Annotated in this window: 17 protein-coding genes; 9 read left to right on the top strand and 8 right to left on the bottom strand. The window is 59.6% G+C overall.

Annotation, left to right across the window (positions count from 1 at the left end; genetic code table 11):
* Window positions 1–8: 8 nt before the first annotated feature.
* The gene (locus HX868_RS15125) at window positions 9–596 is read right to left on the bottom strand and encodes a sigma-E factor negative regulatory protein (protein WP_016975168.1); all 588 of its coding nucleotides are present in this window, start codon (window positions 594–596) and stop codon (window positions 9–11) included.
* 32 nt (window positions 597–628) lie between these two features.
* Entirely contained in the window at window positions 629–1,210 is a 582-nt protein-coding gene (gene rpoE / locus HX868_RS15120) for an RNA polymerase sigma factor RpoE/AlgU (RefSeq protein WP_003172477.1), read from the bottom strand.
* A 463-nt stretch (window positions 1,211–1,673) separates the two neighbouring features.
* Between rpoE and nadB the strand changes: the two genes are divergently transcribed.
* Window positions 1,674–3,290 carry an L-aspartate oxidase gene (gene nadB, locus HX868_RS15115; protein WP_177003409.1) on the top strand — a complete coding sequence of 539 codons (1,617 nt, stop codon included), beginning with the start codon at window positions 1,674–1,676 and terminating at the stop codon, window positions 3,288–3,290.
* Here nadB and HX868_RS15110 read toward each other — a convergent pair.
* Window positions 3,259–3,705, bottom strand: coding sequence for a protein YgfX (locus HX868_RS15110; RefSeq protein WP_177003408.1), 447 nt, complete (start codon window positions 3,703–3,705; stop codon window positions 3,259–3,261). The two genes, nadB and HX868_RS15110, sit on opposite strands and share 32 nt — an antisense overlap.
* A complete protein-coding gene (locus HX868_RS15105) occupies window positions 3,689–3,943 on the bottom strand; it encodes an FAD assembly factor SdhE (RefSeq protein ID WP_014717362.1) in 255 nt (84 codons plus the stop codon). Before HX868_RS15105 ends, HX868_RS15110 begins: the two co-directional genes overlap by 17 nt.
* 140 nt (window positions 3,944–4,083) lie before the next feature.
* Between HX868_RS15105 and ygfZ the strand changes: the two genes are divergently transcribed.
* Together ygfZ and HX868_RS15095 are read left to right on the top strand one after the other, a co-directional pair.
* Window positions 4,084–5,025: a CAF17-like 4Fe-4S cluster assembly/insertion protein YgfZ gene (ygfZ, locus tag HX868_RS15100; RefSeq protein ID WP_177003407.1), complete on the top strand. Its 942-nt coding sequence runs from the start codon at window positions 4,084–4,086 to the stop codon at window positions 5,023–5,025.
* Between the two features lie 36 nt (window positions 5,026–5,061).
* On the top strand, window positions 5,062–5,883 hold the full coding sequence (locus tag HX868_RS15095) for an HDOD domain-containing protein (RefSeq protein ID WP_095015077.1): 822 nt from the start codon (window positions 5,062–5,064) through the stop codon (window positions 5,881–5,883).
* On the opposite strand, the gene HX868_RS15090 is transcribed toward HX868_RS15095, so the two are convergent.
* On the bottom strand, window positions 5,884–7,269 hold the full coding sequence (locus HX868_RS15090; RefSeq protein ID WP_177003406.1) for a sensor histidine kinase: 1,386 nt from the start codon (window positions 7,267–7,269) through the stop codon (window positions 5,884–5,886).
* Window positions 7,262–7,933, bottom strand: coding sequence for a response regulator (locus HX868_RS15085; protein ID WP_010212220.1), 672 nt, complete (start codon window positions 7,931–7,933; stop codon window positions 7,262–7,264). The genes HX868_RS15090 and HX868_RS15085 overlap by 8 nt, the downstream gene beginning before the upstream one ends.
* A 234-nt stretch (window positions 7,934–8,167) precedes the next feature.
* Here HX868_RS15085 and HX868_RS15080 point away from each other — a divergent pair, with 234 nt between their 5' ends.
* The 6 genes from HX868_RS15080 to HX868_RS15055 all read left to right on the top strand — a co-directional run bounded on the left by HX868_RS15080 (window position 8,168) and on the right by HX868_RS15055 (window position 17,314).
* Entirely contained in the window at window positions 8,168–9,460 is a 1,293-nt protein-coding gene (locus HX868_RS15080; protein WP_177003405.1) for an OprD family porin, read from the top strand.
* A 33-nt stretch (window positions 9,461–9,493) separates the two neighbouring features.
* On the top strand, window positions 9,494–10,477 hold the full coding sequence (locus HX868_RS15075; protein ID WP_016975161.1) for a Bug family tripartite tricarboxylate transporter substrate binding protein: 984 nt from the start codon (window positions 9,494–9,496) through the stop codon (window positions 10,475–10,477).
* Between the two features lie 59 nt (window positions 10,478–10,536).
* Window positions 10,537–10,995, top strand: a complete 459-nt coding sequence (locus HX868_RS15070; protein ID WP_028619334.1) for a tripartite tricarboxylate transporter TctB family protein — start codon at window positions 10,537–10,539, stop codon at window positions 10,993–10,995.
* Between the two features lies 1 nt (window position 10,996).
* The gene (locus HX868_RS15065; RefSeq protein WP_038848176.1) at window positions 10,997–12,511 is read left to right on the top strand and encodes a tripartite tricarboxylate transporter permease; all 1,515 of its coding nucleotides are present in this window, start codon (window positions 10,997–10,999) and stop codon (window positions 12,509–12,511) included.
* A complete protein-coding gene (locus HX868_RS15060; RefSeq protein ID WP_095015074.1) occupies window positions 12,504–13,532 on the top strand; it encodes an AbrB family transcriptional regulator in 1,029 nt (342 codons plus the stop codon). The genes HX868_RS15065 and HX868_RS15060 overlap by 8 nt, the downstream gene beginning before the upstream one ends.
* A gap of 161 nt (window positions 13,533–13,693) precedes the next feature.
* Window positions 13,694–17,314: a YncE family protein gene (locus tag HX868_RS15055; RefSeq protein WP_177003404.1), complete on the top strand. Its 3,621-nt coding sequence runs from the start codon at window positions 13,694–13,696 to the stop codon at window positions 17,312–17,314.
* 121 nt (window positions 17,315–17,435) lie between these two features.
* Here the strand turns inward: HX868_RS15055 and HX868_RS15050 are convergent, their stop codons facing one another.
* Complete coding sequence (locus HX868_RS15050; RefSeq protein WP_246355529.1) at window positions 17,436–19,673, bottom strand: autotransporter outer membrane beta-barrel domain-containing protein; 2,238 nt, start codon at window positions 19,671–19,673, stop codon at window positions 17,436–17,438.
* Window positions 19,674–19,939: 266 nt separating this feature from the next.
* Window positions 19,940–21,040, bottom strand: coding sequence for a hypothetical protein (locus HX868_RS15045; RefSeq protein WP_177003402.1), 1,101 nt, complete (start codon window positions 21,038–21,040; stop codon window positions 19,940–19,942).

Raw genomic sequence — 21,040 nt, 5'->3', positions numbered from 1 at the left:
CTTACGGATTAGCGGTTTTCCAGGCTTGCTGCGCGAGCATAGGGCAGAGCGGTTTCAGTGCCTTTCAGAGCTGATTCCTGAGCGTGTTGGCGCAGGTAGCCTGGAAGACGCTGGTCTTGCCAGCCGGATTGCCCTTGCAGAACACCATTGGCCATCGGGCCGGTGGTGTCAGAACTTTCCTTGTAGCCGGCCAGTACCGCTGGGCCTTTAACCTGGGGTCCAGCCATCACCGGTTGCTGAGTCTGCTGGGCCAGTTCGGCACCGGCGATTTCGTCCTGGTTGTACAGGCGAACACCGGCCAATACCGCAACAGTCACCGAGGCAGCCACTGCCAGGCGACCCAGGCTACGCCATGGACCACGAGCAGCTTTTGCCGGAACGGCTTCATCAGCCAGCGCGGCAGAAACGGCCGCAGCAATATCCAGACGAGGGATTAGAAGATCCTTGTGCATCACCGCCCGAGCGACTTGGTAACGAGACCAGGTATCACGGGTTTCGGCATCATCAAATGCGTTGAGCACTCGACGAAGTTCCAGTTCATCCGCTTCGTTATCCATCACTGCGGACAGCGATTCCTGCAGGGCATCACGACTCATGGCGGTTCCTCTCTTGGCTGTCGCCGCTGTCTTTAGTTTTCCTGCAACAACGGTTGCAAGGCTTTATCGATGGCTTCCCGGGCCCGGAAAATCCGTGACCTTACAGTCCCCACCGGACACTGCATGACGCTCGCAATGTCTTCGTAACTCAGACCATCGAATTCACGTAAAGTTAACGCGGTACGCAAATCTTCTGGCAGTTGCTGAATAGTGCGATGAACGGTGCCTTCGATCTCGTCGCGCAGCAATGCACGCTCCGGCGACTCGAGATCCTTGAGGCCGTGATCACCATCGTAAAATTCCGCATCTTCTGAACTGACATCGCTATCCGGTGGGCGGCGTCCGCGAGACACCAGATAGTTTTTCGCCGTGTTGATGGCGATTCGGTATAGCCACGTGTAAAACGCACTATCACCGCGAAAATTACCAAGTGCACGGTAAGCCTTGATAAAGGCTTCCTGTGCAACGTCCTGCGCTTCATGGGTGTCGTGCACAAACCGCACGATCAACCCGAGAATTTTGTGCTGGTATTTCAGCACTAGCAGATCAAAAGCTCGCTTGTCGCCGCGTTGAACGCGCTCGACCAGCTGCTGATCCTCTTCCTGGGTTAGCATGAACACTCCTCGTTGTACTTGAAGGAGGCTTGCATAACTAAACGATCAGGCTTGCAAACATAGACTCGGTCTTTTCGCAAAAGTTCTCCCCCTTCAAGCAAGTTTCCGGCACGCACTGATTTGGCACACACGAAAAACGCAGTACGGGCATGGCCGACTGCGCGAATAATCTTGTCGCCGGTTTTCTGACGCGTCCAATGCTCCCGACGGGCCAATAAACTCAACGTTTTCCCAGCTTTCGGGCAACCTGCTATTGAGTCGGGGCTTATGCAAAAAGTTCCCACCTCAATAACCTGGCGATTTTACCCTAGCCGTGCACCGTAATCTCACATTGCCACGAATGCCCGGCTATTGTGCCGCTCCACCCCTCTATATACTAGTAGCCCGTGTGACCCTTTGATTCGCCGATCCAGGCGTCCTGTTTGCGCCACCTCTTCGGATCGCTTTTTGCGGAATCCCTCCAATGAGCCAACAGTTTCAACACGATGTCCTGGTGATCGGCAGCGGCGCGGCCGGTTTGAGCCTTGCGCTGACCCTCCCCAGCCACCTGCGCATTGCGGTACTGAGCAAAGGCGACTTGGCCAACGGCTCGACATTCTGGGCCCAGGGCGGTGTCGCCGCCGTGCTGGACGACACCGACACGGTGCAATCCCACGTCGAGGACACCCTCAACGCCGGCGGTGGCCTGTGCAATGAAGAGGCTGTGCGCTTCACCGTCGAGCACAGCCGTGAAGCCATCCAATGGCTGATCGACCAGGGCGTGCCGTTTACCCGTGACGAACATGCCGGCAGCGACGATGGCGGTTTTGAGTTCCACCTGACCCGCGAGGGCGGCCACAGTCACCGCCGGATCATCCATGCGGCAGACGCCACTGGCGCCGCTATTTTCAAGACACTGCTCGACCAGGCCCGCCAGCGCCCCAATATAGAATTGCTGGAACAACGCGTCGCGGTCGACCTTATCACCGAAAAACGCCTGGGCCTGGATGGCGAACGCTGCCTCGGCGCCTACGTGCTCAACCGCGCCAGCGGCGAAGTCGACACCTACGGCGCGCGCTTCACCATCCTCGCATCCGGCGGCGCAGCCAAGGTCTACCTCTACACCAGCAACCCCGACGGTGCCTGTGGCGATGGCATTGCCATGGCCTGGCGTTCGGGCTGCCGGGTGGCGAACCTGGAATTCAACCAGTTCCACCCCACTTGCCTGTATCACCCGCAAGCCAAGAGTTTCCTGATTACCGAAGCCCTGCGCGGCGAAGGCGCCCACCTGAAACTGCCCAACGGCGAGCGCTTCATGCAGCGCTTCGACCCACGCGCCGAACTGGCCCCGCGCGACATCGTCGCCCGCGCCATCGACCATGAAATGAAGCGCCTGGGCATCGACTGCGTCTATCTGGACATCAGCCACAAGCCCGAAGCCTTTATCAAGACCCACTTCCCGACCGTCTACGAGCGCTGCCTGACGTTCAACATTGATATCACCAAAGGCCCCATCCCCGTGGTGCCTGCCGCGCACTACACCTGCGGCGGCGTGATGGTCGACCAGCACGGCCGCACCGACGTCCCAGGCCTGTATGCAATTGGCGAAACCAGCTTCACCGGCTTGCACGGCGCCAACCGCATGGCCAGCAACTCACTGCTGGAGTGTTTCGTGTATGCGCGCTCGGCGGCGGCAGACATCCTTGAACAACTGCCGCGTATACCGGTGCCGGCCGCCCTGCCCCGCTGGGACGCCAGCCAGGTTACCGACTCGGACGAAGACGTGATCATCGCGCACAACTGGGACGAGCTGCGCCGCTTCATGTGGGACTACGTGGGGATCGTGCGCACCAACAAACGCCTGCAACGCGCGCAGCATCGGGTGCGGTTGCTGCTGGATGAAATCGACGAGTTCTACAGTAACTACAAGGTCAGTCGCGACTTGATCGAGTTGCGTAACCTTGCCCAGGTTGCCGAACTGATGATTCGTTCTGCCATGGAACGCAAGGAAAGCCGCGGCCTGCATTACACCCTCGACTACCCACAGATGCTGCCCGAAGCCCGCGACACTATCCTGGTGCCAGCCACCTACGGCGGCTGAACTTAAGGCGTACCCGCAGGCGCCGATGCACATCGGCGACCTGCGAATCCCTCGGCACACACACAGAACGTATCCGCCATTCGCCCGGCACCCGGTAACGCAAAACGACGATCAATGGCAAGGCGAGGCTGTCGGGACGTAATTGCACGCTGTGCCAGCCCCGCTGCGCATTGAGCAACTGCCAGCCATCGGCGTCGCGGCGCAGGCCACGAATCGACGAACGGTGAGTCAGCAGGACAGAGCGCGGCAAAACCCAGGCCGCGTGCGCCAGACACATCAGCAGGCCAAGGCTTGAATAGGGCAGATCGAGACACAAAAGCGCACCCAGCGCGAACAGCTGGGCAAGGAGATACGCCGCCAGCAACAGCCGTGAGGCCTGCCAGCGGCATTCAAAGGTATTACTTGGGCTGGACACGGTCCAGGATCATCCGAACCATGCGCTGCAGCTCTGGGTCTTCGGATTCGGCGCGCTCCATGAACCAGCCGAACATGTCCTGGTCTTCACAAGTCAGCAGCCTGACGTAGAGGTCGCGATCCACCTGATTGAGCGTTGCATAGACCTCTTTGGTGAAAGGCACCAGCAACACATCCAACTCCAGCATGCCACGACGGCTGTGCCAGTAGAGACGATTGATTTCTACATCTTCGACCATGGAGCGCTCCTCAAATAGGCGGCAAGTATACAGGCCCGACGGCACCGGAACAGTCGGCTTTGGTCGCCCCATACGGAAACTATCCATTTGCCGGGCGCCCCTCTATGATGCACCCATGACTTTTTGACCTGCGATGACCCATGGCTGACTCTGCTTTCTTCTGCCCCCTGTCCCACGAAGGCGTTCTCGCCGTCCGCGGCTCTGATGCCGCCAAATTCCTCCAGGGCCAACTGACCTGCAACCTCAATTACCTGAGCGATACCCAGGCCAGCCTCGGCGCGCGCTGCACGCAAAAAGGGCGCATGCAGTCGAGCTTCCGCATCTTGCTGCAAGGTGACGGCGTGTTGCTGGCCATGGCCACCGAGCTGCTGGAACCGCAACTGGCCGACCTGAAGAAGTACGCCGTGTTCTCCAAATCCAAACTCACCGACGAAAGCGCCGCCTGGGTGCGCTTCGGCCTGGTGAATGCGGACCCGGCCCTGGCCAGCCTCGGCCTTGAACTGCCCGTCGAGACCGACAGTGTCGTGCGCAACGATGCATTGATCGCCCTCCGCGTCTCCCCAGGTCGTGCTGAACTCTGGGTGCCAGCCGAGCAAGGCGACGCCGTACGCGGTCAATTGGTTGCAACCCTTGAACAAGCCGATCTGAATGAATGGCTGCTGGGGCAAATCCGTGCCGGCATCGGCCAGGTCATGCCGCAAACCCGCGAGCTGTTTATCCCGCAGATGCTCAACCTGCAGGCCGTCGGTGGCGTCAGCTTCAAGAAAGGCTGCTACACCGGCCAGGAAATCGTTGCGCGCATGCAGTACCTGGGCAAACTCAAGCGTCGCCTGTACCGTTTGAGCCTCGATGCGCCTGAACTGCCCGAGCCAGGCACCCCGCTGTTTTCCCCCAGCCACAACAGTGCAATCGGCGAAGTGGTGCTTGCCGCAAAAGCCGGCGAGAGCATTGAACTTCTGGCCGTGTTGCAAGCCGAAGCTGCCGATAGTGGCGACGTGCACGTAGGCACCCTGGAAGGCCCCGGTTTGCAACTGCTCGACCTGCCTTACACGCTCGACCGTGATCGAGAGATCCAACGCTAGTCGCCGTACCTTTTTGCAACACCCTAGAGAGCATGAATGAACAAGCTGGCGGAAAAAGTCCAACAGGCTTTAGTAACGGCCATCGACAACGATGACCTGGTTCTGCCGACATTGCCGGAAGTGGCCCTGAACATTCGTCAGGCCGCTGAAGACCCGGAGATCAGCATCAGCCACTTGAGCAAAGTGATCGGTCGCGATACCGCGCTGTCAGCACGCCTGATCAAAGTGGTCAACAGCCCGTTGTTGCGCGCCACCCAGGAAGTCACCGACCTGCACACCGCCATCACCCGGCTGGGCACCAACTACAGTAGCAACCTGGCGATCGGCCTGGTGATGGAGCAAATCTTCCACGCCCGCTCCGATGTGGTCGAACAAAAGATGCGGGATGTATGGCGCCGCAGCCTGGAAGTGGCGGGGGTCAGTTACGCGCTGTGCCGTAGCCACAGCCAGCTCAAGCCAGACCAGGCGGCTCTCGGCGGCCTGGTGCACCAGATCGGCGTGCTGCCGATCCTGACGTACGCCGAAGACCACTACGAGCTGCTCGCGGACCCGGTCAGTCTCAACCACGTCATCGAGAGCATCCACCCGCAACTGGGCGACAAACTGCTGAGCGGTTGGGATTTCCCGGAAATGCTCGCCAAACTGCCCGGCCAATACCTCAACCTGGAACGCGACTCGGCCAGCCTCGACTACATCGATCTGGTGCAGGTTGCCGTGCTGTATTGCCATCGCGGCACTCATCACCCCTTGGCCAGCGTACCGGTCTCGGCGCTGCCGGCGATTAAGAAGCTGCGGGTCGATCCTTACAGCGACGCCTTGCGCGCCGAGTTGGATGAAGCCCGTTCGATGTTCTACTGATCAACCCGCAATAAAGCTTACCCGCACTTTCAGTCCGGCCTGCTCGCCATCGTGCAGGCTGATCTGCGCCAGGTGCGCCCGGCATATCTCTCCCACAATTGCCAGCCCCAGGCCAGAACCCACGCCCTGCTGACTGCGACGATAAAAACGCTCGAACACGCGGTCGCGTTCATCGAGCGGGATACCTGGGCCATCGTCTTCCACTTCCAGCACCGCCGGCGCCGTCACGCGCAGGATCACATTGCCACCCGGTGGCGTGTGAGCCAGCGCGTTGTCCACCAGGTTGCTCAACAATTCATTCAACAAGGTTGGCTCACCGCGCAGCCACACCGGCTCGTCAGCCTCCAACGCCAGCGCCACGCCGCGCGCGTGGGCCAACGGCGCCATGGCCATGCCCAACTCGCGAGCCAACTGGCTGAGGTCGAGCAACTGGGCACCGCCTTCGGCAATCGCACGGGCGCCGTTTTCGATGCGTGCAAGAGACAGCAATTGATTGGCCAGATGGGTCAGGCGGTCAGTGCCCTGGGCTGCGGTTTCCAGGGTACTGCGCCAGGTGGCCGGATCCTCGGCGCGCAAACCCAGCTCCAGTCGGGCCTTGAGCGCTGCCAATGGCGTGCGCAGCTCATGGGCCGCATCGGCGATGAACTGCGCCTGTCGTTCGAACTGGCCGCGCAGGCGTTCAGTGAAGTGGTTGAGTGAGCGCACCAGCGGCCCGAACTCATGCTGCACTTCCACCAAGGGCAATGGGCGCAAGTCGTCAGGCTGACGTTCTTCCACCGCCGTGCGCAGGCGCTCAAGCGGGCGCAATGCCGCGCTGACGGCAAACCACACCAACAACAACGCACCGATGGCGAGCATCCCTAAACGCAGCAAGGTGTCGGCCATCAAGCTGCGCGCCATGCTCACGCGCGCTTCATCGGTTTCGGCCACGCGGATTTCCGCCATACCGTTCATGTTCGGTTCGGAAACGGCCTTGAGCAAACTCACCACGCGCACTTCCTGGCCTTGATACACGGCGTCATAGAAGCGTGCCAGTGCGGGATAGTCATCGGTACGCGGCGTGCCTGGCGGTGGGCCGGGCAGGTTTTCATAGCCAGAGATGAGTTTCTGGTCGATGTCGTTGACCTGGTAATAAATGCGTCCGGCGCTGTCATAGGCGAACGTATCCAGGGCGACATAGGGCACATTGGCACTCAAGGTGCCATCCACCTGGGTCAATCCGGCGGCGATGGTGCGCGCCGAGGCCAACAGCGTGCGGTCATAGGCAGTGTCAGCGGCTTCACGACCATTCCAGTAGGCACTCATGCCACTGGCGAGCATCAACAGCACCAGCAACAACGCCAGGTTCCACAGCAGGCGCCAACGCAGGCTGCTGGGCTTATGCATCGCGGGCTTCCAGCAAGTAGCCGAGGCCGCGAAAGGTCACGATGGCGATGGGCTGGCCGTCGAGTTTCTTGCGCAGGCGATGCACGTAGATTTCGATGGCATCGGGGCTGGCTTCTTCGTCCAGGCCGAACACCTGGGAAGCCAGTTGCTCCTTGCTCATCACCCGGCCCGGCCGAGCAATCAGCGCCTCAAGCACCGCTTGTTCACGGGAGGTGAGCGTCATCAGCTCGCCGCCCACGGTGAAACGTCGCGTGTCGAGGTCATAGACCAACACGCCGCAGGCCTGTTGGCGCTCGCCACCCAGCACGCTGCGCCGCAACAATGCCTTGACCCGCGCTTCCAATTCGGTGAGCTCGAAAGGCTTGGCGAGGTAGTCGTCGGCTCCCAGGTTAAGACCGTGCACACGGTCTTTCACATCACTGCGCGCCGTCAGCATCAGCACTGGCAGATTTTTCCCACGGGCACGCAGACGTGCGAGCACCTCGAAACCGTCCATGCGCGGCAGCCCCACATCGAGGATCGCCGCCGCGTATTCCTCGCTGCTCAGGGCCAGGTCCGCCGCCACGCCGTCGTGCAGCACGTCGACGGTCAAACCCGTGCTCTTGAGCGCTTGCGCGACACTTTCGGCGAGTTGCAGATGGTCTTCAACCAGCAAGACACGCATGGATTTCTACCTCATTCAGGGGTGGTCGGCGCCACGCTTTGCCGGGCAGTTTACAGGCGCCGCCTGGCCTGTGAAGCCCGAAAACATTGAAAGGCCGCTGAAAGGTTAGTGAAAGCTTCGCCCTTTAGCATCCAGCCACGGTGGTCTATGCCCGCCGAGCGACCTCAGCGTCGCGCCCGAAAAACGCCTCGAAGCGTTTTCGCCAAAATAAGAACAATAACGGAGTACACAACGATGCTGTCGACACAGCCCCAGGCCCCCTCGCCTGTTCGTTTTTCTCGCCTGACCCAGACCGCCCTCGCCAGTGCTGCTACCCTTGCCGGCTTTTCGCCGCTTAGCCAGGCTGCCTTCTTCGAAGACAGTAGCGCGACCCTGGAAACCCGCAACATGTACTTCAACCGCGACTTTCGCGACGGCACCAGTGCGCAGCAATCCAAGCGCGACGAATGGGCCCAGGGCTTCATGCTCAACCTGCAGTCGGGCTACACCGACGGCACCGTCGGCTTTGGCGTGGATGCGCTGGGCATGCTCGGGGTCAAGCTCGACTCCAGCCCCGACCGCACCGGCACCGGCCTGCTGCCCACGCATGACGATGGCCGCGCCGCCGACGAGTACTCCAAGCTGGGCCTGACCGGCAAAGTGAAGATCTCGGCCACCGAGCTGAAAATCGGCTCGCTGATCCCCGAACTGCCGATCCTCAAGCCCAACGACGGCCGCATCCTGCCGCAGACTTTCAATGGCGGCCTGATCACGTCTAAGGAATTCAAGAACCTGGTGTTCACCGGGGGCCGCCTGGACAAAGCCAAGGACCGCGACGACAGCAACTACGAAGACATCGCCCTCAACAACAAGAACAGCCGATTCGTCAGCGGCGCCACCGGCAAGCACTTCAACTTTGGCGGCGCCGACTACAAGTTCGCCGACAAGATCACCGGCAGCTACCACTTCGCCCAACTCGATGACGTTTACCGCCAGCACTTCCTCGGCCTGGTGGCTGCGCGCCCGATGGGCCCCGGCACCTTCGGCACCGACCTGCGCCTGGCCATCAGCGATGACACTGGCAGCGCGCGCGGCGGCAAGATCGACAACAAATCCCTCAACGGTCTGTTCAGCTATGCCCTCAATGGCCATAAGCTCAGCGCCGGCTACCAGCACATGTCCGGCGACAGCGCCTTCCCGTATGTGGATGGCAGCGACCCGTACCTGGTCAACTTCGTGCAGATCAACGACTTTGCCGGCGCCGAAGAACGCTCCTGGCAGGCGCGCTACGACTACGACTTCGCCAAACTGGGCATCCCGGGTTTGAGCTTCATGAGCCGTTACCTCTCAGGTGACAACATCAAGCTCAAGAACGGCGAGACCGGCAAGGAATGGGAACGCAACAGCGAGATCAAGTACGTAGTGCAGACCGGCACGTTCAAGGATGTGGCCGTGCGCCTGCGCAACGCCACGTACCGTTCCAACTACTCAGCCCGTGATGCGGATGAAATGCGCTTGCTGGTCAGCTATAGCGTCGCACTTTGGTAGTACCCCCTCATAACAACAAAGATGGAGATAACCATGACCCCTTCACTGCGTAAATTGGCCCTCGCTGCCGGCTGCATGCTGTTCGCCGGCCAACTGCTGGCTGCCGACGAACCCAAGCGCCCGGAATGCATCGCCCCGGCCTCGCCGGGCGGTGGTTTTGACCTGACGTGCAAACTGGCGCAAAGCGCGCTGGTCAACGAGAAGCTGCTGAGCAAGCCGATGCGCGTGACCTACATGCCAGGCGGCGTGGGCGCAGTGGCCTACAACGCCGTGGTCGCCCAGCGTCCAGCCGATGCCGGCACCTTGGTGGCCTGGTCCAGCGGTTCGCTGTTGAACCTGGCCCAGGGCAAGTTTGGTCGCTTCGATGAAAGCGCCGTGCGTTGGTTGGCAGCGGTCGGTACCAGCTACGGTGCCATCGCAGTGAAAGCCGACTCGCCCTACAAGACCTTGGACGATTTGGTCAAAGCCCTGAAAAAAGATCCGGGCAGCGTAGTGATCGGTTCCGGCGGCACCGTCGGCAGTCAGGACTGGATGCAAACCGCGCTGATCGCCAAGGCCGCCGGGATCAACCCACGTGAACTGCGTTACGTGGCCCTCGAAGGCGGCGGCGAAATCGCCACCGCCCTGCTCGGCGGTCACATCCAAGTAGGCAGTACCGACATCTCCGACTCCATGCCGCACATCCTCAGCGGTGACATGCGCCTGCTGGCCGTGTTCTCCGAGCAGCGCCTGGACGAGCCGGAAATGAAGAATATTCCGACCGCCAAAGAGCAAGGCTACGACATCGTCTGGCCGGTGGTGCGTGGTTTCTACCTCGGGCCAAAAGTCAGCGATGCCGACTACGCCTGGTGGAAAGAAGCGTTCGACAAACTGCTGGCCTCGGAAGAGTTCGCCAAGCTGCGTGACCAGCGCGAGCTGTTCCCGTTCGCCATGACCGGCCCGGAGCTGGACACCTACGTGAAGAAACAGGTGGCTGACTACAAAGTGCTGGCCAAAGAGTTCGGCCTGATCCAGTAATCGCCCCTCTTTTGCCCGGTCACGCCCGTTGAACACGCGGCGTGGCCCAGGAGTTCAACATGCTCTTACAACGCATTTTCGCCTCTGTGCTATTGCTGGCCTGTGCCGCCCTGGCACTGATGGCCTGGCCGTATCAGGCGTCGTTTTCCTACGAGCCGGTAGGACCTCGCGCCTACCCGCTGCTGATGCTCGGGCTGATGAGCCTGGCACTGATCTACATGCTGTTTCGCCCACAGCCGACCAAACACACTGAAGAAGAACCCGCGCTGGACCGCGAAACCCTGATCAAGATCGGCATCTGCGTCGGCCTGTTGATCGTGTTCGCCGGCACCTTCGAACCCCTGGGTTTCATCCTCAGCAGCATGCTGATCGGCATTCCGATGGCGCGCCTGTATGGCGGCCGCTGGCTACCGAGTGTGGTGATCGTCAGCCTGATGGCGATTGGTCTTTACCTGCTGTTCGATAAAGCCATGGATGTGCCGCTGCCCCTCGGCCTGCTCGACGTTCTGGAGAACTGATATGGATACTTTCGGCTACTTGGGCCAGGGCTTCGGCGTTGCACTGTCCCCGTACAACCTGGTGACCGCACTGTGCGGCACCCTGATCGGCACCGTGGTCGGCCTGTTGCCGGGCCTGGGCCCGATCAACGGCGTGGCGTTGTTGATCCCCATCGCCTTCGCTCTGGGCTTGCCGCCGGAATCAGCCTTGATTCTGCTGGCAGCTGTATACCTGGGCTGCGAATACGGCGGGCGGATCAGCTCGATTCTGCTGAACATCCCGGGCGAAGCCTCCACCGTGATGACTACCCTCGACGGCTACCCAATGGCCCGCAAAGGCCTGGCTGGCGTGGCGCTGTCGTTGTCGGCGTGGAGTTCGTTCATCGGCGCGTTTATCGCCACCTGCGGCATGGTGCTGTTTGCGCCGTTGCTGGCCAAGTGGGCGATTGCCTTCGGGCCGGCGGAATATTTCGTACTGATGGTGTTCGCGATTGTCTGTCTCGGCGGTATGGCCGGTGACAAACCCTTGAAGACCTTTGTTGCAGCGCTGATCGGCCTGTTCCTGTCGGCGGTCGGCATTGACGCCAACAGCGGCGTGTACCGGTTTACCGGCGACAACATCCACCTCACCGACGGTATCCAGTTTGTGGTGTTGGTGCTGGGCCTGTTCTCCATCAGTGAGATCCTGTTACTGCTGGAAAAAACCCACCGTGGCCAGGAAGCCGTGAAGGCCACGGGCCGCATGATGTTCAACCTCAAGGAAGCGGGCGCGGTCTTTGTCGTCAACATCCGCTGCGGTTTGCTGGGTTTCATCATGGGCGTATTGCCGGGTGCCGGCGCGACCTTGGCCTCGGCCGTTGCCTACATGACTGAAAAACGCCTGGCCGGTGCCAGCGGCAAGTTCGGCCAGGGCGACATGCGCGGCCTCGCTGCTCCAGAAACCGCCATCGGCGCATCCGCCTGCGGCGCCCTGGTGCCCATGCTGACCCTCGGCGTACCCGGTTCGGGCACCACGGCAGTGATGATCGGCGCGCTGTCGCTGTACAACATCACCCCCGGCCCGCTGCTGTTCCAACAGCAACCGGACATCGTCTGGGGTCTGATCGCCTCGTTGTTTATCGCCAACATCATGCTGGTGATCCTCAACATCCCGATGATCCGCATCTTCACCCGTATCCTCGCCGTGCCGAACTGGGCGCTGGTGCCGGTGATTGCCATCATCACGGCGATTGGTGTTTACGCCGTGCACGCCACCACCTTCGACCTGTTCCTGATGGTCGGTATCGGCATCTTCGGTTACATCCTGCGCAAGCTGGACTTCCCGCTGTCGCCGGTGCTGCTGGGCTTTATCCTCGGCGGCTTGATGGAGCAGAACCTGCGCCGTGCGCTGTCGATCTCCAACGGTGACCTGCAGATCCTCTGGTCGAGCCCGATCACCTTTGGCGTGTGGGTACTGACCGCGCTGATGCTGGCCTTCCCGCTGGTGCGCATCTACCGCAAACGTGCCCTGCAGCGTCGTGCCGTGGCCGATGTCTGAGGTCACCTTTAAACATTGGTGGGGAACACCGCTGGTCGGCCTGGCCGGCGGTTACCTGGCCAGCCTCGTCGGCTGGCCTTTGCCGTACATGGTCGGCTCGTTGCTGGCGATCATCCTGGTGCGTTGCCTCACGCCGTGGCAGTTGGCGGAGATTCCTGGCGGCCGCAAATGCGGCCAATGGGTAGTGGGGATTGGGATCGGGCTGCACTTCACTCCGGTGGTGATCGAGCAGGTGATGAGTCACTTCGGGCTGATCTTCTTCGGCGCGCTGGTCACCAGTTTGTCGAGCGTGGTTGGCGTGTGGTTGATGCGGCGCAGCGGTGAAGACCGCGCCACCGCGTTTTTTTCCAGCATGCCGGGCGGCTCCGGTGAGATGGTCAACCTCGGCGCACGCAATGGCGCGGTGCTCAGCCGTGTCGCGGCGGGGCAGAGTCTACGAGTGCTGGTAGTGGTGCTGTGTGTGCCGGCGATCTTCAAATATCTGCTGGAAGGCGGCACGCCGCAGTTTCATCCGGCGCCGGTGAGTTGGCCTTGGCTGTTGGCGCTGTTTCCGATAGGCGCGCTGGTGGCCTGGGGTTGGCAGCGCTTGCGTCAGCCGAACCCATGGTTGTTCGGGCCGTTGCTGGTGAGTGCGACGGCCAGCGTCGTGTGGGATTTGCATATCGGCCTGCCAGACGGCGGCAGCCAGATTGGCCAATGGTTGATCGGCAGCGGCCTGGGTTGCCATTTCAACCGCCAGTTCTTCCGCCGGGCACCGTCGTTCATGGGCCGTACCCTGATTGGCACGGCCTTGACCATGGCGCTGGCAACCTTGGCGGCGGTGGGGTTGAGCGCGTTGACTCACTTGGACCTGCGCTCGCTGACCCTGGGCATGATGCCCGGCGGGATTGCCGAGATGAGCCTCACGGCCGAGACCCTGCAACTGTCGGTGCCGCTGGTGACGGCGATGCAGGTGATGCGGTTGTTGTTTGTATTGTTTTTGGCGGAGCCGTTGTTCAGGCATTGGAACCGTCAGCCCTGACCCCTCTGTTTCAAGTGGCCCGTCCTGGGCCACTACCGTTCGTCGGCACTGTCATTTCTCACAGCTATCCCCATCGGTACGTGCGGCGCTAAATCAGGACTGCGACCGACGCTGTGGAGCGGCCAGGTTGCCCCCTCTCTGGCATGGCAAAGGATTCTTTCATGAGCCTGGAAACCGATCTCACCGACGCTGAACAACCCTCCCAGCCCACTGCACGCATGTGCTCGCCGGCGCACAATAGTGAAGATGAGGACATTGATCTGTCCGCGCCAACGCATTTGAACCGCTCATATTTCGCGCCCCCCCAACCAGGCCTGGGTGCACTGACGCCACGGGACTTCATCAATACGCGCCTCGCCGACCTGCCCATCTATATTCCCGGCTTGACGCAAAATGTTCAAAGTCACGACGGTGGCATCAACAAAGCAGCACTGGATGTTCACCAGGAAGATGGCTTGCTGTGTAACCTGTTACCTTACTTTGGCATGGCTGCCGACGATTTCTGCCAGCTATTCTGGGGCGACCTGCTCATCCCTGTCGCCATCTATAACGTGACCCAAGATGACGTCGACAACGAACGGCTGATCGCCCTCTACGTACCTCGCGCACGCATCATCGACGGGTCGGTCAACCCGGTGTTTATCCGGGTCGACCCCTTCACTGGGAACGCCCAGAAAACCGCCCACTTCAACTTGAAGGTCGATACGGTGCTACCCGGTGGGCGTAATCCGGTAGCCTCTACCCTGCAGAATGAAAACCTGCCTAAACCGATGTTCGAGCAGCGCATCATCGATTTTGGTGTTACCGAAACCGACGCGCAAAACGGCGTGCCTGTTAACTTAGGATTCTATCCGGTCGATACGACCCAGGACGCCAGGACCTTCCGCGCCGCGCGCGATCGAATTCGTTTGAGTGTCGGCGGAGTGTTTGCCGATATCCCGCCGATCACCGAAGGCCAGGCCGCCGGACGCGACCCCATCGTGGTGGTGCTGTATTACGGGTTCTGGCAGCAGGTCGGCAGCGGCTCACATCTGTGTGAATACGAAGTCCGCGACGAGGTCGGCAACCACTCCGACGGTTGGTCACCGGCACAGCTATTGAATGTGGAGCTTAACGATGGAGTGGAACCGCTGCTGCCCGAGCCGTTCTTTGAGGAGGCCCCGGAGGACATTCTCGATCACGATGAGCTGGAGGGGCAGGACGCGACGATTGTCGTCGCCATCAACCGCCAGGGCTACAACGTGGGAGACGTCATTCGAGTAACGGTCAATGGCCGCTCGGTAGGAGGGACGGCCATCGTCACCACCTACGACTCCGCCCCTCTCACCTCGATTACCATTCGCCAAATCACGCTGCCCTGCCCGAACGCAGACCTGCGCAAGTTAATCGGCGGCCGCCTGCAGCTGTCCTACGTGCGCATCCGGTCCGGGGTGCCGGACCGTAAGTGCGACAGCATCATTGTCGATGTGATCGGCACCCCCATCGAAATCGGCCTGCCCCCCCCCATCATCATCGAAGCCATCAGCAATGTGCTTGACCCGCAACTGCTGACGGTGAATGTGGAGGTGCCGGTCTATGACGGTCGAGATCCATTTGACCTGGTGACCTTAATCCTCGACGGCACCTATGCCAACGGCAAACGCTACTACAAAGAAATCGACAGGACTGCCGGAACCGGCAGCATTCGGTTCCGGCTCGCCAATGGTCCCGACGGCGACATCGCCAAGCTGGAAGGTGGCACACTCAGGTTCCTCTATCGGGTGACCAATGCCGACGGTATTCGTCTATCGCGAGATGAGACGGTGCAGGTGGGCAGTCCCTCTGCCACGCTGCCAGAACCGCAAGTGCTGGAAGCGCCCGCGCCCGCGTATCAGTTCGACCCTGAAGTGTCCCTCGACGACGCCACTATTATTGTGCCGAGCAACGCAGGGTTCAGGCCCGGTGATACTGTCATTCTGCACTGTGAAGGGACCGCCCCCGGTGGTACCCAACCGGCGATCCACTTTCCGATTCAAGACTTCTGGGTTGGGCGGGATCTGCCCTTCACGCTGGAGCGTCGCTACATCACGCCGAACCTGAACCAGAGTATGCGTATCTACTATGAGCACAGGCCGGCGAGCGCACCGGCACGTTTGTCCATTGCAGTGAACATGAAGGTCGGCTCGCGGCTGGCACTGCCGGCGCCCACCGTATTGGAAGCCACGGTGATCGGTCACAACCGCGCCAGCCTCAACCCTCAGCACGTGCTGCCGCCTCGTCCCCCTGTCGTGAATATACGCGTGGTCGTTGATGGTTTCCCAGCGGGTGCGGACATCAAGCTGTTCATCACCGGTAAATCCGGCGTCGGCATGCCAGATATTCCGGCAAAACCGGCGCGGCCTGAACCCGGCACCAATTACGTCACGTTTGTGGCTTCGAACATCTTTGTCGCGGCCTACCTGGGCGAGCAATGCTCGGTATTCTACAACCTCATTGAGTTTGGCCAGAGTCGCGTGTCCGATCGCTTGACGCTGGAGGTCGAGGCGCTGCCCCCGCAACTGCTGGACTTGGTCAGTATTCCTGAGGCATCGGGTGGGGTGATCGATGCTGATTCGGCCAATCGTGTGGAAATTAAAGCTTGGCCATTTTTCCGTCCAGGCCAGTTGGTCTGGATTTTTCTGGATTGCGTCGTGGACCTTCAGCTACGCGCTGCTGGACCGGTGACGCTCGCCGAGTTCAATGCCGGTCGAACGCTGGATCAGATTCCGCCAGAGTATCTGCGTCAACTCAACAATGGTGGCTCGCTGACAGTGAAAGCTAGCGTTTCGCTCGATGGTACGGGCGACGAGGCGACGATGGTGCATTTCACATGGATAACTTATGGGGTCAGGAAGGGATCGGGAGAGATCATTGATCACATAAACGTTGGGAATGGCCCTACTGCCATTGCGATCAGTCCAAACGGAAACTCTGCCTATACAGTGAACTCCCGAGGTGGATCTGTTTCAGTTATTACCCTCGATAACAACGCCGTCAGCACATTCACCCACAGAACTACTCTTGAAAAATTGGCCGTTCACCCAACATTACCAAAGCTCTATTTCACAGCTCTCGCGTCGGGTCAAACATTCACTCTCCCGATCCTCGACCTCACCAGTTTCAGCTGGAGTTATCCGTTTACCTTTGGTGTCGATGCGAAGGCAATCTGTCTAAATCCTACGGGCTCGCGATTGATAATCGGAGCGCGTAATTACGCAAACTCTGATGCACTTTACGTGTACGACACCATTAGCAACATCGGCTACATTAGCACTTTCAAAGGAACACACTCACCTAACGATGCGCTAGTAAACCCCAAAGGAACAGCCGTGTTTTCAACAGGCAACTCCACAGAACGGTTTTTGTACAGCAATCAAACCCGTACCCATGCACAGTCAAACGGTGGCAACGCTCTAGGGCTTGCTCACAGCCCACTTAATGCCCGCAATGAGCGACTCTATGTGGCCGTGTCATCCGCGAACAAGGTCATCATTTTTGACACCGCCAACAACAACCTTGCTGTCCTCAAAACCCTCACCGGGCTCTTTGAACCTATCGCAATTGTCTTCCACCCCTTTTTACCTTTGGCTTACGTCACGGAACGTGCAAATAACTCTGTCAGGGTTATTGATACGGACAAAGAGGAAGTCATTGCTATTATTCAAGGTTTCGACCTGCCGCACGGGATAGCTATCACCCCTAATGGCCAACTTTTGTTGGTCTGCAATTCAGGCAACAAAACCGTAGCCGTGGTGAGTATTTAAAAGAAGTGCGATAAAGAGCGTACACCACTGTAAGTCTGAAAAAAAATACCCCGTGCCTTTCGATACGGGGTATTTTTCGTTATTTGCGCGTTAACGATATCCGAGCTATACACTCACTCGTTTAAAAATCATACCGCAAGCCCAGGTTAACCCCATACGGCTGCTTGATATTCTTACCCACGCTGTGCTCCAGATCCGCATGCAGCTTCAAATTCTGCGACACCGACATCGCCATACCCGCGCCAAACTTCAGGCGCGAACCCGACATATCATTGTTGAACGAGTTGTCGTTGACGAACACCTTGTTGCTCTGGTCGAACTCATGCGCTACAGCCGCCTTCAAGTACGGCTGCAATACTTCGCCGCTTTCCAGCTGGATATTACGCCCTACGGTGGTACCGATTTCACCGATTACCGAACTTGAACGATCGCCCTTCGCATCCAGACCGTTGTCCAGCGTGTAGCTCTGAGCCTGGGTGATGGCGGCAGAGACTTGGCCGTAAGGCTCGACGAAGAAACCATCGTCCAGCGTGATATGGCGGCCCACTTCAGCCGACGCGGTTACCGCGTTTTGCGTGTAGTTGCCCTTGGCTTTCTTGCCGTCGCTCATGGCCACATCGGACTCGTTGTGCAAGCGGTTGAACTTGAGCACGCCGTCGAAGTAGAAGCCGCTCTCGGCATCCAGCCAGGTGGCGTAACCACCCACGTAGTAGCTGTTGATGGTGGCGCTGCTGCCACGGTTGAGGTCCAGGTCCGAGGTGCTGTGACCGACCATCGCACCGATCAACCACTGGCCGTCGCCGCCGTCTATCGGGGCATCAGCACCGAGGGTGAAGCCGCGTTGCGACTGGTTGTAACCCAGGCCGGTCTTGTCATTACCCACTTCATACTTGTTGCCATACGCACGCGTCCACAGCCCGGCCGACTGGCCTTCGCTGAAGCGCAACTCGCCCATGCGGGTACGCAGGGTGGTCATTTCACCCAGCAATACGCTTGGCGCTGCGTTGAACAACGCCAGGACCGAGTTGGTGCTTGGGCTGATCACTTTGTTGCTTGGGTCGAGCAGCCAGTCCTGGCCCTCGTTGTCATTGATCAGGCTGTAGGAGTAGGTGCCCACATCCACGCGGTCGCCGACCAGGCTGAACTGGGCAACACCGTCTTCGGTGTGTACCACGTGCAGGCGGTCATCGCTCAACGGGTCGGCGCCGCTGCTGGCGATCAGCAGTTTATGGTCACCCGAAGACGTGCCGGTGACGTTGAGGAAATCGCCGGTCAAGGTGGAAAAGTCCGCCGTCATGATGAAGGTGCCGTTACCCGACAGGTTTTCCACGTCCAGTTGGTAGAACACGCCCGGGTCACCGAACTTGACGTTACCGCCCGCCAGGGACAGGTCGCCCACGCGCTGGTCGTCGACCATCACCCACATGGCGTCGCTGTTGATCGCCAGCTTGTCGACGTTCTCCAGGCGGCCGGTGAGGACCGAGCCGTTGTTGAGCCCAACACTGGCCGAGCCGCCGGTGTTGATCACGTCACCGTTCATGAACGCGCCGTCCAGGTTCAGGTCCAGGGCGCTGCCGGCACCGACCTGGATGTTACCGGTCAGGGCGCTATTGTTGACACGCATGTTGGCGTTGCCGCCGTTGATCAGCTCCAGCATGTTGCCGTTGCCGCCGATCAGGGAGGAGCCGTTATTGATATCGATTTCAGCGGTGATCAGCCGATCAACCAGAATCGCAGCGCCGCTTCCACCTTCAACACGCGCCCCTTCCAGAACCAATGCAGGAGACGCGTCCGGCGCAGTGCGATCGCGGCTCATCCAAACGCCATTGGTGGCACCTTTGATAGTGCTGCCCACCGCCGTAGCGTTACCGCCTTGAAGCCGCAGACCTTCCTGGCTATCGCCCGTCAGCGTGGAGCCATTGAGCAACTGCAAGTGGCTGAGCGACGTGACTGTCGCGCCGTAGGTTGCCCCCTTGATGTGACTGTTGCTCACCACTGCCTCGGAGCCGGTAGACCCCGTAGGGTTGCGAGCAAGGTCCAAGCCCCCAGCGACAGTACTGGTAATCACCGAGTCCTTGATGGACGCATTGCTTTGATTCAGCGCTACTGCCGTAGCCGAGGAAGAGGTTGAAGAAACACGACCGCCATCCATGTTCAAGGTGGAACCGCCCGAAGCGCGTATGTCGCGGGTCAGACCACCGGCCAGCACATTCAACGTGCCGCCTCGCTGCAGCACAAAATTATCGGGGTTCACCGGGGAAGTCACATTGACGACCGGACGGCCGAACTCACCGGTACCATCGACGGTGGTCACAGCAAAGGCGGACTCGCCCGCCAGATACATGGGAGCGACCATCATAAATTTGATTGCAGCAGATAAGCGTGAGTATTTGAAGCAGGGAACGTTGGTAGGAGTCATGTCATGCGTCTCGTCAAAAGGACCAATTCGAAATCGGAACCCCGTATCAAATAGGTTTCCGTTTTCTCCGGACGCAGAGACTAGAGACTGAGGCGGTAATGCTATGTAGGACTAATCCGTAACTCACATATAAAAGCCCCCTCATTGCGAGGGGGCTTATTGACCGGAAAAGCGAAGGCTGTTTCCGGTGGCCCATCAACCCGCTATCAAGTTAACGAGCCACGACGCCTGATCGGGCCTGGTGAACAGGTACCTCCCGCCGCGCTGCTGCGAATAGTCCAAACATGCAGCACTGGATCGGAAGTACCTTTTTCAGGCACTGGGACCGTGCGACTAATGGACCAGGTCACTTCTAGCCAACCCCGTCGTCTTGAAATTTCACCATCAAAGTAGGGCAAGACGAAGTTGTGGGTAAACCCACTGACCCGCTCATTGGGCCCGATCCCGATCGGAGGACTGTCGATTGCACTGCCCACTACGGGCAGAGTCGGCCGAACAGCCCCCGTATACTCATACCGCACTGCATGAATGGTTACCACGTCTCCATCTTTGAGCGTCACCGGGTCAAAGATCCTGATCGGCACACCCAGCCAGGGTGCTTGCGAGCAAGTGATGTGAGGCACATCGAAAGGGGCCGGAGCCGCAAACGGCCCGCGATACAGATTTGTAAGTTCGGGATCAGCCAAACCATCCAGCATAAACACTTCGACGCGTACAGCTTGTGGTCGTGATTGTTTATAGTTATTGGCATTGCGAACCCTGTACCAGCAAGGAATCGAGCCATTGCCGTATTTCTCAACCAGCGCTCTAGGAATCGTCATCGGCACTACAAACGTGGGGGCTTCCAATCCCGTCACCGGGTACGTATCGGCTATATCACCCTCACCTGTGCCATAGTAGAGATCAATAAATTCTGCGGCTGCGTGCCCCGCGTAGATGGTAAAGGTGGCATGAATGGTTCCGTCCAGATCACTCGGAACCAGCGAGTTGTCAGTCGCGGAGTCGCCCCTGACCAATGGCAATACCAAAGCGGTATCGACGGGCCCTGGGCCAATAATGCCCGTACCTGGTTCGACAAGATCAACGTTCACCGTGGTGTCCGGCGAATTGTAGGTGTCACTGCCACGACGAATTTCATAGTTTACAGTCGCGGTATAAAGCGTCCCACCTGCCGCAATGGTGGGGTAATCCGCCATGAACTCAAAGTCGAAGATTGGCGTCGGGCCAATGCGTCGGTCTCCAAATTCAATACCGTTCCAGAATATGTGCAAATGATCATTCGGCTGGAAGTTAGTGATTGGCCCCAC

The organism is Pseudomonas reactans (genome assembly GCF_013385825.1).
Lineage (GTDB): Bacteria > Pseudomonadota > Gammaproteobacteria > Pseudomonadales > Pseudomonadaceae > Aquipseudomonas > Aquipseudomonas reactans.
The sequence above is the reverse complement of the archived record's forward strand: the minus strand, read 5'-3'. Positions and strand labels throughout refer to the sequence as shown.